Origin of the sequence: Thermomonas sp., assembly GCF_020850895.1 — a bacterium.
Lineage (GTDB): Bacteria > Pseudomonadota > Gammaproteobacteria > Xanthomonadales > Xanthomonadaceae > Thermomonas.
This window is the reverse complement of record NZ_JADZDS010000112.1, coordinates 13,374-29,148: the sequence shown is the minus strand read 5'-3', so window position 1 is coordinate 29,148 and position 15,775 is coordinate 13,374. Positions and strand designations below refer to the sequence as shown.

Annotated in this window: 8 protein-coding genes and 1 pseudogene; 5 read left to right on the top strand and 4 right to left on the bottom strand. The window is 65.0% G+C overall.

All coding sequences use genetic code 11. From position 1 onward, the window contains the following. The 4 genes from IT472_RS10255 to IT472_RS10240 form a co-directional block, all read left to right on the top strand. Positions 1 to 574: 4Fe-4S dicluster domain-containing protein (locus IT472_RS10255; RefSeq protein WP_297181398.1), on the top strand; the 574-nt coding region annotated here is incomplete at its 5' end. A 124-nt stretch (positions 575 to 698) separates the two neighbouring features. Further along, complete coding sequence (locus IT472_RS10250; RefSeq protein ID WP_297181397.1) at positions 699 to 2,546, top strand: 2-oxoacid:acceptor oxidoreductase subunit alpha; 1,848 nt, start codon at positions 699 to 701, stop codon at positions 2,544 to 2,546. Beyond that, positions 2,543 to 3,598, top strand: a complete 1,056-nt coding sequence (locus IT472_RS10245; protein ID WP_297181396.1) for a 2-oxoacid:ferredoxin oxidoreductase subunit beta — start codon at positions 2,543 to 2,545, stop codon at positions 3,596 to 3,598. The genes IT472_RS10250 and IT472_RS10245 overlap by 4 nt, the downstream gene beginning before the upstream one ends. A 177-nt stretch (positions 3,599 to 3,775) precedes the next feature. Next, the gene (locus IT472_RS10240; RefSeq protein WP_297181395.1) at positions 3,776 to 5,065 is read left to right on the top strand and encodes a M24 family metallopeptidase; all 1,290 of its coding nucleotides are present in this window, start codon (positions 3,776 to 3,778) and stop codon (positions 5,063 to 5,065) included. Positions 5,066 to 5,109: 44 nt separating this feature from the next. Here the strand turns inward: IT472_RS10240 and IT472_RS10235 are convergent, their stop codons facing one another. From IT472_RS10235 to IT472_RS10225, 3 genes are all read right to left on the bottom strand, one after another. Next, positions 5,110 to 8,082, bottom strand: coding sequence for a VIT domain-containing protein (locus tag IT472_RS10235; RefSeq protein WP_297181394.1), 2,973 nt, complete (start codon positions 8,080 to 8,082; stop codon positions 5,110 to 5,112). 486 nt (positions 8,083 to 8,568) lie between these two features. Next, a complete protein-coding gene (locus IT472_RS10230; protein WP_297181393.1) occupies positions 8,569 to 10,053 on the bottom strand; it encodes a DUF3369 domain-containing protein in 1,485 nt (494 codons plus the stop codon). Further along, positions 10,050 to 11,915, bottom strand: coding sequence for an ATP-binding protein (locus IT472_RS10225; protein WP_297181392.1), 1,866 nt, complete (start codon positions 11,913 to 11,915; stop codon positions 10,050 to 10,052). The genes IT472_RS10230 and IT472_RS10225 overlap by 4 nt, the downstream gene beginning before the upstream one ends. A gap of 575 nt (positions 11,916 to 12,490) precedes the next feature. On the opposite strand from IT472_RS10225, the gene radA reads away from it, so the two are divergent. Further along, positions 12,491 to 13,894: a DNA repair protein RadA gene (gene radA, locus IT472_RS10215; RefSeq protein ID WP_297181391.1), complete on the top strand. Its 1,404-nt coding sequence runs from the start codon at positions 12,491 to 12,493 to the stop codon at positions 13,892 to 13,894. 294 nt (positions 13,895 to 14,188) lie between these two features. Here the strand turns inward: radA and IT472_RS10210 are convergent. Further along, a pseudogene (locus tag IT472_RS10210) lies at positions 14,189 to 15,752 on the bottom strand (DHA2 family efflux MFS transporter permease subunit); the annotation flags it as partial. Between the last annotated feature and the right edge of the window lie 23 nt (positions 15,753 to 15,775).

The window sequence follows — 15,775 nt, the reverse complement described above, 5'->3', positions numbered from 1 at the left end:
GTCGATCCACCGGCTGCTTTCGGGCGAGAGCCCGGCCGTGCGCCCTCCACCGACCACGAACTTGATGTCGCAAAAAATGGGCATTCATGAGTGGAGTTACGACAACGAGATCGTGCGCGACGAGCGCCACGCTGTGCCGTGGTCTGATCTGGCGAAAAAGCTCGATTCGATGACGGTCGAGGTGGAATTGGGCTTTGATGCGGCAACCGCCTTCAGGGAGGCGCAGCGTTGCCTGAACTGCGATGTGCAGACGGTGTTCAGCGACAACCTGTGCATCGAATGCGATGCCTGCGTGGACATCTGTCCGATGGACAGCATCAGTTTCGTCGCCAACGGCGAGGAAGACGATCTGCGCACGCGGTTGAGCGCCCCCGCGATCAACCTTGCCCAGGACCTGTATGTCTCCGGCGAATTGCGGACCACGCGGGTGATGGTCAAGGACGAGGATGTATGCCTGCACTGCGGCCTGTGTGCCGAGCGTTGCCCGACCGGCGCCTGGGACATGCAGAAATTCCAGTTCCGGCAGCCGCATGCCGGCACAGGTTGTGGCGAACCGACGACAGGGACGCCGTGATTTCCGCAATGGCCAGCTGTCGAGCGCACCGTCGATACGACGAATCCCGCATTCCGGTTTCGTCTTGCGAATCATCTGCCCTGGTTACCGGCTTGCGCCGGATGGGCGAACCGGAGATTGCCAAGTGACCGTGCCGTCGATCACCGCCTGCAACGACTTCGTCGTCAAATTCGCCAACGTCAATGGCTCCGGCTCGGCTTCGGCAAACGAACTGTTCTCGAAGTCCATCCTGCGCATGGGCGTGCCGGTGTCGCCACGCAACATCTTTCCTTCGAACATCCAGGGGCTCCCGACCTGGTATGAAGTGCGCGTGACCGAGGCGGGCTGGCTGGGCCGGCGCGGTGGGCGTGTTGAATTGATGGTGGCGATGAATCCGCAGACCTGGGACGCGGACGTCGCGGACATCGTGCCTGGCGGCTACCTGTTTTACGACAGTACCAAGCCGCTGCCGGCATCGAAGTTCCGCGACGACATCACGCTGGTTGGCATGCCGCTCACTGCGATCTGCAATGCGACCTACGCCGACCCGCGCCAGCGCCAGCTGTTCAAGAACATCATGTACGTCGGCGCGCTGTCGCAAATGCTCGGCATTGAGGCCGAGGTCATCGAGCAACTGATCGGGGAGCAGTACCGCAGCAAGGAAAAACTGCTCACCGCGAATCGGGAAGCGCTGCACCTCGGCCGTGACCACGCGCGCGAGCAGATTGGTGAAGTGATGGGCCTGCGCGTGCGCCGTGCCGACAATGTGGGAAATCGCATCTTCGTCGACGGCAACTCGGCCGCCGCGCTCGGCTGCGTGTACGGCGGCGCGACGGTGTGCGCGTGGTATCCGATCACGCCGTCCTCGTCCTGCGCCGAGGCGTTCGAGCGCTATTGCGCGAAGCTGCGCAAGGACGAAAACGGGCGCAGCCGCTATGCGGTGGTGCAGGCCGAAGACGAAATCGCATCGATCGGCATGGTGGTCGGTGCTGGCTGGAACGGCGCCCGCGCATTCACCACGACTTCCGGGCCGGGGATTTCGCTGATGAGTGAATTCATCGGTCTGGCCTATTTTGCCGAAATCCCCGTCACCCTGATCGACGTGCAGCGCGGTGGTCCGTCCACCGGCATGCCCACGCGCACCCAGCAATCCGATGTCCTGCTCTGTGCCTACGCCTCGCACGGCGACACCAAGCACGTCCTGCTGCTTCCAGAGGACCCGCGCGAGTGTTTCGAGTTCGCCGCCACCGCGCTCGATCTGGCGGATCGCCTGCAGACCCCGGTGTTCGTGCTCACCGACCTCGACATCGGCATGAACCAGCGCCTGTGCGGGCCGTTCGCATGGGATGACGCACGCCGGCTCGACCGCGGCAAGGTCATGTCTGCCGAAGATCTTGAAGCCGGACGCGATTTTGGGCGTTACCTCGACGTCGACGGCGATGGCATTGCCTACCGCACCTACCCCGGGACCCATCCGGCGCGCGGCAGCTACTTTACCCGCGGCACTTCGAAGGATGCATATGCGCGCTATTCCGAACGCGGTGCCGATTACATCGACAACATGGAGCGACTGCTGAGGAAATTCGACACCGCCAAGGACCTGGTGCCACAACCGGTGCTGGAGCGGGCGCTGCAGCCGACCCGACTCGGAGTGATTTTCTTCGGATCCACCAGCCCGGCGATGGCCGAGGCGCGGGGCTTGCTCGACGCCCAGGGCATCCACCTGGACACCCTGCGGCTGCGCGCATTCCCATTCCCGCAGATGGTTGATGATTTCATCGCCGGACATGATGTGGTGTTTGTTGTCGAACAAAATCGGGATGCCCAGATGAAGTCATTGCTGGTGAACGAGATCGGCACCGATCCGGCGAAACTGGTGTCGGTGTTGCACTACGACGGGACTCCGATCACCGCACGCTTCATCGTCGCGTCGATCTCCGGCAGCGCGCCTGTCCCCGTGCACTGCGCATCAACCCAGGAACAGGTCGCATGACCTATCTCGCCAAGCCCAGGATCCACCACCCCAGCCTGACCCGCAACAAGGTCGGCTACACCCGCCGCGACTACGAAGGCGCCGTCTCCACCCTGTGCGCCGGCTGCGGCCACGATTCGATCTCCGCGGCGATCATCCAGGCCTGCTGGGAGCTGGACATCGAGCCGCATCGGGTCGCCAAGCTGTCCGGCATCGGCTGCAGCTCGAAGACGCCGACGTATTTCCTCGGCAACTCGCACGGATTCAATACCGTGCACGGGCGCATGCCCTCGGTGTTGACCGGCGCCAACCTCGCCAATCGCGACTTGCTGTACCTGGGCGTGTCCGGCGATGGCGACAGTGCATCGATCGGCATTGGCCAGTTCGTGCATGCGCTGCGGCGTGGTGTGAACATGGCTTACATCGTCGAGAACAACGGCGTGTATGGCCTGACCAAGGGGCAGTTCTCCGCCACCGCGGACCAGGGGTCGGTGTCGAAAAAGGGCGTGGTCAACACCGATTCGCCGTTGGATCTTGTCGGCTTGGCGCTGCAGCTTGGCGCCACATACGTTGCGCGGGGTTTTTCTGGCGACAAGCGCCAACTGGTTCCGCTGATCAAGGGCGCGATGCAGCATCCTGGCGCGGCGCTGATCGACGTCATCAGTCCCTGCGTGGCGTTCAACAACCACGCTGGCAGCACCAAGAGCTACGCGTTCGTGCGTGATCACAACGAAGTCGCCAACCGGCTTGATTTCGTGCCATGCCGCGATGAGATCGTGGTGGATTTCGAAGCCGGTGGCGTGCTTGACGTCGAGCAGCACGACGGCACCGTGCTGCGCCTGCGCAAGCTCGCGGCCACGTACGACGCGCGTGATCGCACCGCGGCGATTCGCTATGCGCGCACCACCGCGGCCGAGGGCGAGGTGGCCACGGGGCTGCTGTACGTGGACCCGGAGCCGCGCGACCTGCATGCGCACCTGAACACGGTCGCCACTCCGTTCAATCGCTTGGGTGAATCCGAACTGTGCCCTGGCAACGCGGCGCTGGAAGCGATCAACCGGACGTTGCGCTGACCGCGCTCGTCTCTTCGCCTGAACTTGTATTGTCGAGCGGTGGGCTGTTGCAGCCCCAAGCCAGCGGCATTGGCCACGGGCAGGGCGGCTGCGACATGGTGACCTTCGGCAGATTCCCGCTCCTTCGTTCAGGGCGCATGCTGACGACGGAATGCAAACTGGAATGGAGATCGGACGATGACGACACACGGTCCAGGTGCGCCCGACCGGAGGCGTTTCCTCGGGATGTCTGCGGTCGCGGCGCTGGGGCTGGGCGTGGCCGGTCGCGCGGCGGCACAGGACCTGCCGGGCGCTTCACGGTTGCCGCCCTCGATTGCTGCCCTGCAGCCGGTCATGGGCAAGGCGGTGGCGATCGGCGATGACGAGTACCGCGCGCGGCTGGCGAAGGCGCAGCGCTTGCTTGCCGAACAGGGCATGGACGCGGTGTTCATTGGTTCCGGCACCACGCTGAAATACTTCGTCGACCTGAGCTGGTGGGGCAGCGAGCGCACCGCCGGCGTGCTGCTGACCCGCAGCGGCGATCCGATCTACATCACCCCCGAGTTCGAGCGCAGCCGGGCGCTGGAGCAGGTGCGCTTTGGCAGCGACATCCGCACCTGGCAGGAAAACGAAAGCCCGTTCGCGCTGATCGCGCAAACCCTGCGCGACAAGGGGGTTGCCACCGGCACGCTGGGCATCGAGGAACGGGTGCCGTACTTCATGGCCGATGGCATTGCCCAGGCGGCACCACAGTTGCATCTGGTCAATGCGACCCCGGTCATCGCTGGATGCAGGGCAGTGAAATCCGAGGCGGAACTGGCGTTGCTGCAGATCGCCAACGACGCCACCCTGGCTTGCTACCACGCTGTCTGGCAGGCCCTGCAGCCGGGGATGACCCAGCAGGACGTGCAGGCGCTGGTGGCGATGGCCTACGGGCGGATGGGCGTGCGCGGCGACGTCTCGGTCAACGTCGGCAAATATTCCGCGCAGCCGCACGGTTCGCGCGAGCCGCAGAAGATCGAAGAGGGCACGGTGGTCATCCTCGATGACGGCTGCCAGGTCCACGGCTACACCAGCGACATGACCCGCACCTTCGTGCTGGGCAAGGCCAGCGACAAGATGAAGCGGGTGTTCGCGCTGGTGCAAAAGGCGCAGGTTGCCGCCCGCGATGCGGCGCGCACCGGTGGCAAGATGGGCGACATCGATGCCGCCGCGCGCAAGGTGATCGTCGAGGCAGGGTTCGGCCCCGGCTACACCTATTTCAGCCATCGGCTCGGCCACGGCATCGGCATGGACATGCACGAGTGGTACTACGCCGTCGGCGGCAGCGAGCAACCCATCGTTGCCAACATGGTGATGAGCGACGAGCCCGGCATCTACATCCCGGGCGAATTCGGGGTGCGGCTGGAAGATTGCATGGTGACCACGGATGCCGGTGGGCGCTGGTTCACGGCGCCGAGCCCGTCGATCGAGCAGCCGTTCGGCTGAGGCGGATGGCCGCCCCGCGTGACCGGGGCGGCGCATGCGCCAGATCAGTCGGCGGTGTCTGGCCCGGCAGGTGCCGGGGCCACCTCGAGTTGGCCATTGGCGGTGACATGGAAGCGGCCCACCAGCACGTTCCCGGTGCGTTCCAGCAAGCGCATGCTGATCGTCTGTTGTTTCACGCCCGGAGTACCAAAGCCGGTCTGAAGGCTGATGTTGATGGTGGCTCCACGCGCCAACTGCGCCAGCCGGCTTCCGAAATAGACCACCGAGACTTGGTAGTCACCGGGCTTGGGGTCACGCAGGATGAATTCCTCCGGGCCGTAGCCGCCGGTGAAGTCACGCGACAGCGCGCCACCCTGATAGCTGCTGCGGTGCGCGTAATGGACCTCCTCGTTGTTCGGATCGGTCACGTGCAGGTCGATGTCGGTGTCGTTGAGGTCCCAGCGCAGGATCACGCGCAGGCCGACCGGCAGGGCCAGCGCGGTGGGCTCGCCAGCATCGCGGATCGACGCATTCGGGCAGCGCGTGCGCAGGTCGTTGCGTTCGGCCAGCGCGATCAGGCCGATGTCGGCGAACCGCGAATCCCACGGCGAGTCGACGACGTGCTGGAACAGGTCCAGCGCTTCTCGGCAGGTGGCGGGTGACGACAGCGCGAGGGCGAGGTCGCGGAATGATTGCGGCTCATCCGGCGCGATCAGGACGATCCTGCGCAATAGTGCAATCGCCTGTGCTTGCATGCCGGCTTCCTGCAAGCGATAGGCCACCAGCCGCAATGCAGCCTGCTGGGTCGGCATCAACTCGACGAGATTGCTGAGCACGCGCCAGCCCAGCACCGGGTCGTGCAATTCGAACAGGCGCTGGGCCATGTCGAAATGGAAGGCCGGACTCTGGCCATATTGGCTGCGCAGGTCAAGGTAGCGCTGATAGAGCGTGGTGGCGTCCTGCGCCGTCTGCAACTGCGCGATGTAGGGGGAATCCATCGCCAACGCCTGCAACTGCATGGTGATCGCTGGCGAGGCAGCGTTGGCAGTAGCCGTTCCGGGTGCGTTGAGGGCCACCGCATTGGAGCGATACGCTGGCGGTTGGGCTGCGTCAGCCAGTGGGGCTTCCATGGGTGCCGCGTCGGCAGCGGCCATCGCTGATGGCGCGGGTGGTGGCGGTGACGGTGGGGGGATGACTGAAGATAGTTGCGAATACTCCTGATTGCGCTCTTCGCGGCGCATCGCGGCGTCGCCGGTTGGGGCTTCGTCGCCTTCACCGGCAATTTTCGGGGCAGGTGGCGCGTCCTTCGGGAAGCGCGTGTTCCACCAATCGATGCGCGCCTGCCAGCCGGCGGCGATGGCGACGCGGTTGTCGGCCCAGGCCTTGGCCTTGTCCGCTTCTGCCGCCGCGCGTGCCGCCATGACCTCGGCATGCAGGCTGGCGTCGGCTTCGGGCGGCAGGATGCCGTTGCGGATGTAGTCGGCATCGGTTTCCAGCACCAGCAGGCTGGTTTCGGCGTTGGGCACGCCAAAGCGCTGGCCGAGTTCGGCCAGTTGGGTGCGGTTGTGCTCGGGCTGCGCTTCCAGGTCCTCGGCCTGCCAGGTGGCGCACCAGAACGCGGCCAATTCGGACGTGCGTGCGTTGTCGCTGCCGTGGCTGCGAATCGTGGTGCCGGATGCACTGCGCTGCATGAGTCGGAGTTGTGGCGGCGTGGATGGTGCGTTGGCGACATGGCAGCCGCGCAGCGCGCCGCTGTTGGCGGCGACGCGCTCCAGGTGCCAGTTGCCATCCAGAGGTCCGAGCCGGGCAGACAGTGCCGGGGCATCGGTCAAGGCGCGCAACGCCGCATCGCCGGATGTGGTGGAAAGGTCCAGCACCTGGCCGCCGGATCGGGTGAGCCAGCGCGCCAGCGCCGGGTTGCCGATACCGCGCGAGATCACGAACACCGGCACATGGGCGTTCGCCGGTGTTGGACCGGGCAGGGTGGCGACGGCATCGCTGAACACCAGCACGCGTTCGGCGCGTGGATCGGCCTGCCACGCGGTGAGCGCGGTGGCGCCGTCGGCCTGTTCGGCGCGCAAGCGCGCGATGAGCGCGTCGATATCGGATGGCGTGGCGATGCGCAGCCGCGTGGTCTGCACCGATTCGCGCAGGATGCGCAGGGTCAGGTCGACCGGGTGCCCGCGCAGGTAGTTCGCCAGCAGTTCCAGTTCGGCGCGACGGTCCTTGCCGAGCATGCTGTAGGACGCATCCCAGACGATTTCCAGCCGGCTCGGAAATGCTGTGGCGGTGGTCGCACGTGCGTGCGTGACCGGAACTTCCAGCCAATGCATCTGCAGGCCGTCGTCGAAGCGGGACACGAAGGCGGCATCACCTGCTGGTGCATGGATGCAGACGGTGCGGGCGCCCCGCGCGCCGGATGCGGCCCACTGCGTGGTGTAGCCATTGCCCCTGCGTGTCCAGGCCAGGCCGGCGTCACCGCCGTGCGCCAGCATCAAGGATACCGTTGCAGAGGCTTGCAGTGTGCTGCTGGCCGGAAGACCGCCAGCCAGCGTGTGCTCCCAGCCGCAGGCGCGGCGCTCGCCGAGGCTGGCCACCTCGATCCGCACCCGTCGCTCGCCGTGGGCCGGCACCGGGAACACGCGGATGCGGTAGCTGTTGTCGGCGTCCTTTTCGGCCAGCGCCGGATCGACGCCACGGCGCTCGACCTCCTCGAAGGCGACCCGCGCCTGCACCCGTTCCACCGGCACCGCGTCGCGCATCCGGCCTTCGACATCCAGCGCGTACCCACGCAGGCGTTCGTTGGCGGCCAGCGGCAGCCGCACGGTCGCTTCCAGTGGGCGATCGTGCGGGTTGCGCACCACCAATTCGATCCGGCGCAGTGCAAATGGGCCATCCACGGTCCAGCCAAGCTGGGTAACGCTGGATTGCACGTCGCCGTCGACGCGGATCGGTTGGACTTGTGCGTTGGCATTGCTGGCGCCCATCGCGCAGGCGAGTGCAAGGGCGAGGGCGGAAACTGCAGGCGTGGTCTTCATTGTTGTCCTCGTGACGGACCAGGGTGGAGCATGGCAGAGAACATGAACTGGCCGTGTGCGCAGGCCTTGCAAGGACGAACGCACGACATTCTGGATCGGGGTCAAGGTGCAACCACCATGGAGACTTGAATTTCCCGATACGGTGGCCATCCATCCATGTTGCGAGGGTAGCTCGGGTTGTCTTGCAGGCGCATGACGGCGATCGGCGTCGATCCATTGTGTCGATCTAGAGCAACGCTGATTTAGTTGGCGTTGTCCACCGACCATGGACGGTGCGTGCGCTGACACGTCCTGGATGGACTTGTTCAGCGCAGCCCCAGTGAGCCGCTGAAAAATTCAGAGACTCCAACCATCCGTGGATGGCTGGCCACGAACCGATCATGCAAGTGATTGATTCGCGTGAGTCGAGCCCGGGCCTGCGCCGGGTTCGACGTGGGCTGACAACAGGCGTGTTGCTGGTCTGTGCGCGGTTTGGCGAACGCTGCGTCAATCCGGCAATTCGACGCGGATCTGCAGGGCGTCATCAAGGTCGGCGAGCAGCAGGTCCACCAAGCGTGGTTCGAACTTGCGCCCGCGTTCATTGCTGATGAATGCGACGATGTCGTCGACGGGCCAGGGCTCCTTGTAGCAGCGCCGGCTGCCGAGGGCATCGAAGACGTCGGCCAAGGCTGCGATCCGGCCACTGAGTGGGATGTCCTCGCCGGCAAGTCCCTTGGGGTAGCCGCTGCCATCCCAGTTCTCGTGGTGGCTCTCCGCGATTTCGGCGGCAATCCGGATCATCGGCAGGCTGGATCCCGCAAGCATCTGCGCGCCGCGGGCCGCATGCGTGCGCATGATTGCGGCCTCCTCGGGGGTGTGCTTGCCCGGCTTGTTGAGGATGGCGTCGGGGATCGCGATCTTGCCGATGTCGTGCAAGGGCGCGGCAAAATGCAATGCTTCGGTGGTGCGTTCATCCAGGCCCAGCCTGCGCGCAAGGAACTCCGCCAGGCGACCCACCCGCTTGACGTGGCTCGAGGTTTCCTTCGATCGGGTCTCCACCGCGCCGGCGAGCAGGCAGACCATCTCCAACTGCGCTTCCAGCAGGTCGCGGTGCAAGTGCAGGTTCTCGAATGCAATCCCGACGTTGGTGCAGAACACCTTGACCAAGTCCAGGTCGAGATCGGAGAGATGCGTTGAGCCGGAAACGATCAAGAGGTTTTCCGAATCCCTGGAATCCGCGAAATACAGGACGTAGTGGTCGCCATTGAACACATGGTTCTTGTTCTCGAATGCGATATTGAAGCTGTGCAGCATCGATTCCGGCAGACTCGATTCAACCGGCTGGCTGACGAAAGACTCGAAACTCCCGGTGGCTGCTGTGACTCGGATGGGCGCGGTGGCGGCGTGGTTCGCCTTTGGGATGGTGCAGTACAGCGCATTGCTTTCCAGCCCGGTCAGCGCGGAGAGCTGGGCAAGCACCGCCGATGCGAATTCGTGGCTCTTGGGGCGGGAATGAATCTGCGTGGATGCTTCCACCACGCGCTCGAGGCCGCGTCGCGCGGCATCGATGATGGCCAGGTCGCGGTAGCCACGCAGGGCAACGTACACCGTGGTTTCGAGCTTGCGTGAGGTCAGCTCGGTCTTTTCCTTGTAGTCATTGATGTCGAAGCTTCGGATCACCTCGCGCTCGGGCGCTTGCCCCGGATGACCAGTGCGCAACACGATGCGAATGAGCCGATTGCCGAGTTCCTCGCGGACCCGGCGAACCAGGTCGAGGCCGGCGTGCTCGGTTTCCATCACCACGTCCACGATCATCAATGCGACGTCCCTGTGGAGCATCAGCAATTCGTAGCCCTCGTCGCCAGAAGCTGCCTCGATGATTTCCAGATTGCGGCCATCGAACTGCATGTCTTCCAGCACGATCCGCGACACCTCCCGCACTTCGGGTTCGTCGTCGACGACAAGGACTTTCCATGTTTCGGCGGGGATCATGAGGTCTGCAATCCTGTCTGCGGTGCGGGTGGAAGTTGGGCAGGGTCGATGGCTTCGATGCTGGTGGCGGTGGATGGCAACCTGATCACGAATCGCGTGCCTTCGCCTTGGATACTCGTGCAGCCGATCGTGCCGCCCAAGAGCTTGACCACGAGGTTGTATACCAGATGCAGGCCAAGGCCGGTTCCGCCGCTGCCCCTGCGGGTGGTGAAGAACGGTTCGAACACGCGCAGGCGCACGTCTTCCGGCATGCCCTTGCCGTCGTCGCTGACAGCGATTTCGAAGCCATCGCTGATGTGGGCGGCGCTGACCCGGATCTGTCCGGCCTGGCCATCGTCGAAGGCATGCACGACGGAGTTGAGGACGAGGTTGGAAATGATCTGGTAGAGCGCCCCCGGAAGGGTGTCCATTTCCAACGTTTCGTCGCAGTCGATTTCCACCCGGAGCCGGGTGGCTTTCAATCGGGGGTGCAGGGAGGTCAGCACCTCGTTCAGGAAGGCACTCATCGTCACGACTCGCCGCACTTCACTGGTCTGGTCCACCGCGACCTGCTTGAAGCTTCGGACGAGTTGCGCGGCCTTGTCGAGATTGCTGAGGATCAGTTGCACGCAGCGACGAGCGCTGGCCAGCGATTTGGCGGTCTCCGGCGATTCATTTGCCTGCATGCTTCGTTCGATCTTGATGAAGATTTCGTCCAGATGCGATGCGGCAGTCACGCCGATGCCCAGAGGGGTATTGATCTCGTGCGCCACGCCCGCGACCAGGCGTCCAAGTGAGGCCATCTTCTCGTTTTCGATCAACTCGTCCTGGGTGCGGTGCAGTTCCTCGATCTGGTCTTGCAGGTCGGCATAGGCTGCCTTCAATGAATCCGCCGCTTGTCTGCGTTGCAGGGCAGCGGCAATGTGCTGGGCAACGAAGGCGAGCAATTCCAGTTCAAGCAGCCCGTAACCGATGCCTTTGGTATAGCTCTGCACAACCAGTACGCCTTTGACGCGACCATCGACTTCCAACGGGACACCCATCCAGGCATGCGCTGGTGATCCAATGAGATCGATCTCGCCGGCCTCGGCCAGCCGGGTGCTGGTCGCGGCATCCATCAACAGGGGCTTGCCCTTGCGCAGCACGTAAGCAGTGGAGCCGTGGCCGATCGGCTTGCGTTGGAAATACGTCTCCCGGTCATCGTATTCGTCCACGGCGTACGGGAAGTCGAACGCCGTGTCGTTCTCCACCAACAGCGCAATGAAGAAATTCTTCGCGTACAAAAGCTGTCCGATCTCCGCATGCACCGCCGCGTAGAACTCGTCGAGGCGGATTTCGGAATTGGAGAGGTCGGCGATCCGGAACAGCGCTTTCTGCACGCGCTCGGAGCGTTCATGGCGCCGCACCGAACGCTTGAGCAGGCGCATCTCGATCAGGGTCTCCACCCGGCGTGCGACCAGCTCCACCGACTGCACCAGGGCGGCATCGCCTTCCATGCGCGGGAAAACGCTTGCATCGGCCCGGAGCTGCAGGACGGCTTGACCACCGCCGTGACCCTGCACGGGCAGTGACCAGATGGCTTTTCCCACGCTGTCCGGCGTGCCTCGCAGCATTGTTCCTGCACGCATGGCTTCGCACGCCTGCTGCGGGTCGGCCCACGGCCGGCCGTCGCGCGGCGCGCAATGCAATTTGGATACCAGCGGGATGCCGGGCCGCAACGTCCACCACAGCGCCACCTCGGCACCCACGACCACGGTCTCCAGCATCGCCTCCGCGACGCGCACCACCTGGGTGAAGCTGTCGGCCATGAACAGTGCGCGGATGTGCCGTCCTGTGGTCGAGGCCGGTGGTGACGACGGCGGGTCAGGCGTTGGAGCAGACATGGGCGTCGGTCAAGCGGGTGCGCAAGGTCATGCCGTGTGGCTGGCGTCGCGTCCCCCTGAACGCCAAGTTCGGTTCTACTGCCGCTGGCTGGCGATTGCAAGACAAATTCGTCCCGGTTGCGCAGGAAGGCCTTGGTTGGTTTGGGGACAGGATGGAGTCGTGGGCATCGACGCTGAGGCCGCTGCCGAGTGCGCTGTTCGGCCGCGTCGGGGCCGCTTGGTCGCACGTCGGAAGATCAAGGGGTGGCCTCACGGGTCAGTTTCCGTCGGGACGTGCCGAGGACCGTCGATTGTGCGGGTCCGCAGTTGGCGCGGTGGGCCTGCTTGCAAGCGTACGAAGCCGCCTGCTTGAAATGATTTTCCTGCGTGTGTTGGCGTGGTTTCCGCTGCACCCGCGGCCGGTCCTCGGCAAGCAGGACCGCCAGGACGCAGGTGTCGAGATTGATACGCGACACCAACGCGCATTTGCACTTGCCCGCGACGCGCTTGCTGGCCGCCAGTGCCAGTGCGCCAGCGCTTTCGGCGGCCAGCTGCACCTCCAGTAAGATGGCGATTCCCTGATTCCGGTTGCCTCGATGGCCAAGCCCGCCGCCAGTTCGTTACGGCAAAAGCATCGTACTGCCTACGTCTGCGCCGAGTGCGGAGCCGAATACGCCAAGTGGCAGGGCCAGTGCGAGGCCTGCGGGGTATGGAATACGCTGGCGGAAATCGCGCTGGAATCCGCCGCGCAGGCGAAGTCACCGGCGGCGCGGCGCAGCGGCTGGGCGGGCAAGGTGGACGCGCCGAAGGTGACGCCGCTGGCGGACGTACGCACCGATGAACAGGCGCGGGCATCGACCGGCATCGGCGAGTTCGACCGCGTGCTAGGTGGCGGGCTGGCGGAAGGCGCGGTGGTGCTGGTGGGCGGCGATCCGGGGATCGGCAAGTCGACCCTGTTGTTGCAAGCCCTGGCGCAGATGGCACCGGCCTTGCATGGGCTGTACGTCACCGGCGAAGAATCACTGGCGCAGGTCGCTGGTCGCGCACAGCGGCTGGGCTTGCCGCTGGAGGGCCTGCAGGCACTGGCCGAGACCTGCGTGGAGCGCATCCTCGAACACACCATTGCCGCCAAGCCACGGCTGTTGGTCGCCGATTCGATCCAGACCCTGTGGACCGAGACCCTGACCGCCGCGCCGGGTTCGGTGTCGCAAGTGCGTGAATCGGCAGCGCGACTGGTGCGCTACGCCAAGGAAACCGGCACCGCGGTGTTCCTGGTTGGGCACGTCACCAAGGAGGGCGGCATCGCCGGCCCGCGCGTGCTCGAGCACATGGTCGATGCGGTGCTGTATTTCGAAGGCGATTCCGGCAGCCGCTTCCGGGTGCTGCGGGCGTTCAAGAACCGCTTCGGCGCGGTCAACGAGCTGGGCGTGTTCGCGATGTCCGACCGCGGCCTGCGCGAGGTGGCCAACCCGTCGGCCATTTTCCTGTCCGGCGCCAGCACGCCGCAGCCGGGCAGCTGCGTGATGGTGACCCGCGAGGGCACCCGCCCGCTGCTGGTGGAAGTGCAGGCGCTGGTCGATGCTTCGCCGCTGTCCAATCCGCGCCGCGTAGCGGTGGGGCTGGAAGGCAATCGGATGGCGATGCTGCTGGCGGTGCTGCACCGCCACGGCGGGGTGGTGGTGGGCGATCAGGACGTGTTCGTGAACGTGGTCGGCGGCATCCGCGTGCAGGAAACTGCAGCCGATCTGCCGGTGCTGTTGGCGGTGCTGTCGTCCCTGCGCAACGCGCCGTTGCCGGAGAAGACCGTGGCCTTCGGCGAGGTCGGGCTGTCCGGCGAAATCCGCCCGGTGCCCAATGGCGAGGAGCGCCTGAAAGAGGCGGCAACGCATGGCTTCAAGCGGGCGATCGTGGCCAAGGCCAATGCGCCGAAATCCGGCAGCTACAAGGGCATGGCGGTGATCGGCGTGGAGCGCCTGGCCGAGGCGTTGGAGCAGGCGTGAGCGAAGCCGCCGCGCTTGCCCGGACGCGCTGGCGCGGCCCGGGCGCTTGGCTGGGCGTGCTCGATGCCTGGCTGCTGGCTCCGCCTGCTGCGGCGTTGGCGTGGCTGCCACCGCGCCTGCGCGAATTGCTCTGGTTCGGGATGAAGGAAGCGCGCGCCTGCCTGTTCGCCGGACATGTTCTGCGCAGCCCTGGGCAAATGGAGTTCTTGGTTGCTGCTGGTGATCATGACGTTCACGATCGTGGCCGGCCTCAAGCACACGAAGGAAACCATTCACGTCCCCGAGGATTGAACGTCAATGGCCGCCTGAAGGCGCACTGCCCTTGGCACCGAACGGCGGTTTGGCGAACCAGACAAAAGCGATGACGGCCAGGAACAGCAGGCCGAGCAAGTGGAAGATTTCGTTGAAGGCGATCTGCGCAGCCTGGTTGGAGATCATCATCTCGACAACAGCGGCACCGCGCTGGAGGTCACCACCGCCGTAGGCGGCCACCTGCTGCAGGGTTGCCGGATCCAGCGTCGAGACGTGTTCGGTCATCCGGGCATGGTGGATGGCGCCGCGCGAGGTCCAGGCATAGGTCGTCAGTGAGGCCGAGAAACTGCCGCCAAGGGTGCGCAGGAAGGTCATCAGCCCGGAGCCGGCGGAAATTTCGTGTAACTCCAGGTCCGACAGCAGGATCTGCAGCACCGGCATGAAGAACAGCGCCACCCCCAGGCCCTGCAGGAATTGCACCCAGGCGACGTGGGAAAAATCGACGTCGAGGCTGAAGCCCGAGCGCAGGAAGCTGGTCAGCGACATCGCGATGAAGGCGAAGCTGGCGAGCAGGCGCAGGTCGAAGCGATTGGCGTACTTGCCGATGAACGGGGTCAGCAGGATCGGCAGCAGGCCGATCGGCGCGGTCGCGAATCCTGCCCAGATCGCGGTATAGCCGAGGTCGTACTGCAGCCAGAGCGGCACCAGGATGCCGACGCTGAAGAATGCGCCGTAGGCCAGCACCATGGCCAGCGTGCCGGTGGCGAAGTTGCGGTGGCGGAACAGGCGCAGGTCGACGATCGGGTCATCGTCGGTCAGCTCCCAGATCACGAACACCGCCAGGCCGATGACGGCGACGATGGCCAGGACCACGATGAGTTGGGAGGAAAACCAGTCCTCGTCGTTGCCGAGGTCCAGCAGGATTTGCAGTGCACCGACGCCCAAGACCAGGGAGGCCAATCCGATGTAGTCCATCTTCGGCGTTTCGAGCTTTTCCGGGCGGCCCTTGAGCTGGGAGCCGACCACGGTGCTTGCGAAGATGCCGATCGGGATGTTGATGAAGAAGATCCATTCCCAGCTGTAGTTGTCGGTGATCCAGCCGCCCAGGATCGGCCCGGCGATCGGCGCGACCACCGTCACCATTGCCAGCAACGCGATCGCGTGGCCGCGCTTGGCCGGCGGATAGATCGACAGCAGCAGCGCTTGGGTGACCGGGTACATTGGGCCGGCGATCAAGCCCTGCAGTGCGCGAGCCATGACCAACAGCCCCATGCTGTGCGCCAAGCCGCACAGGAACGAGGCGAACACGAAGCCCAGGGTGGACCACATGAACAGCTTGCGCTCACCGAATCGGCGCGCCAGCCAGCCGGTCAACGGCAGGGCAATCGCGGTGCTGACTGCGAAGGACGTGATCACCCAGGTGGCTTGATTGGCGCTGCCGCCGAGGTTGCCGGAAATCGTCGCCAGCGAAACGTTGGCGATGGTGGTGTCCAGCACCTGCATGAAGCTGGCCAACGCCAGCCCGAGTGTGGTCAGCGGCACGCTGGGCGGGCGGAAGTCGGCCAATGAGCCCGGTTTGGCCTCCTCGGGCCGCGGTTGGAGCGCGAGGGCGCCTCCCTGTTCCGCAAT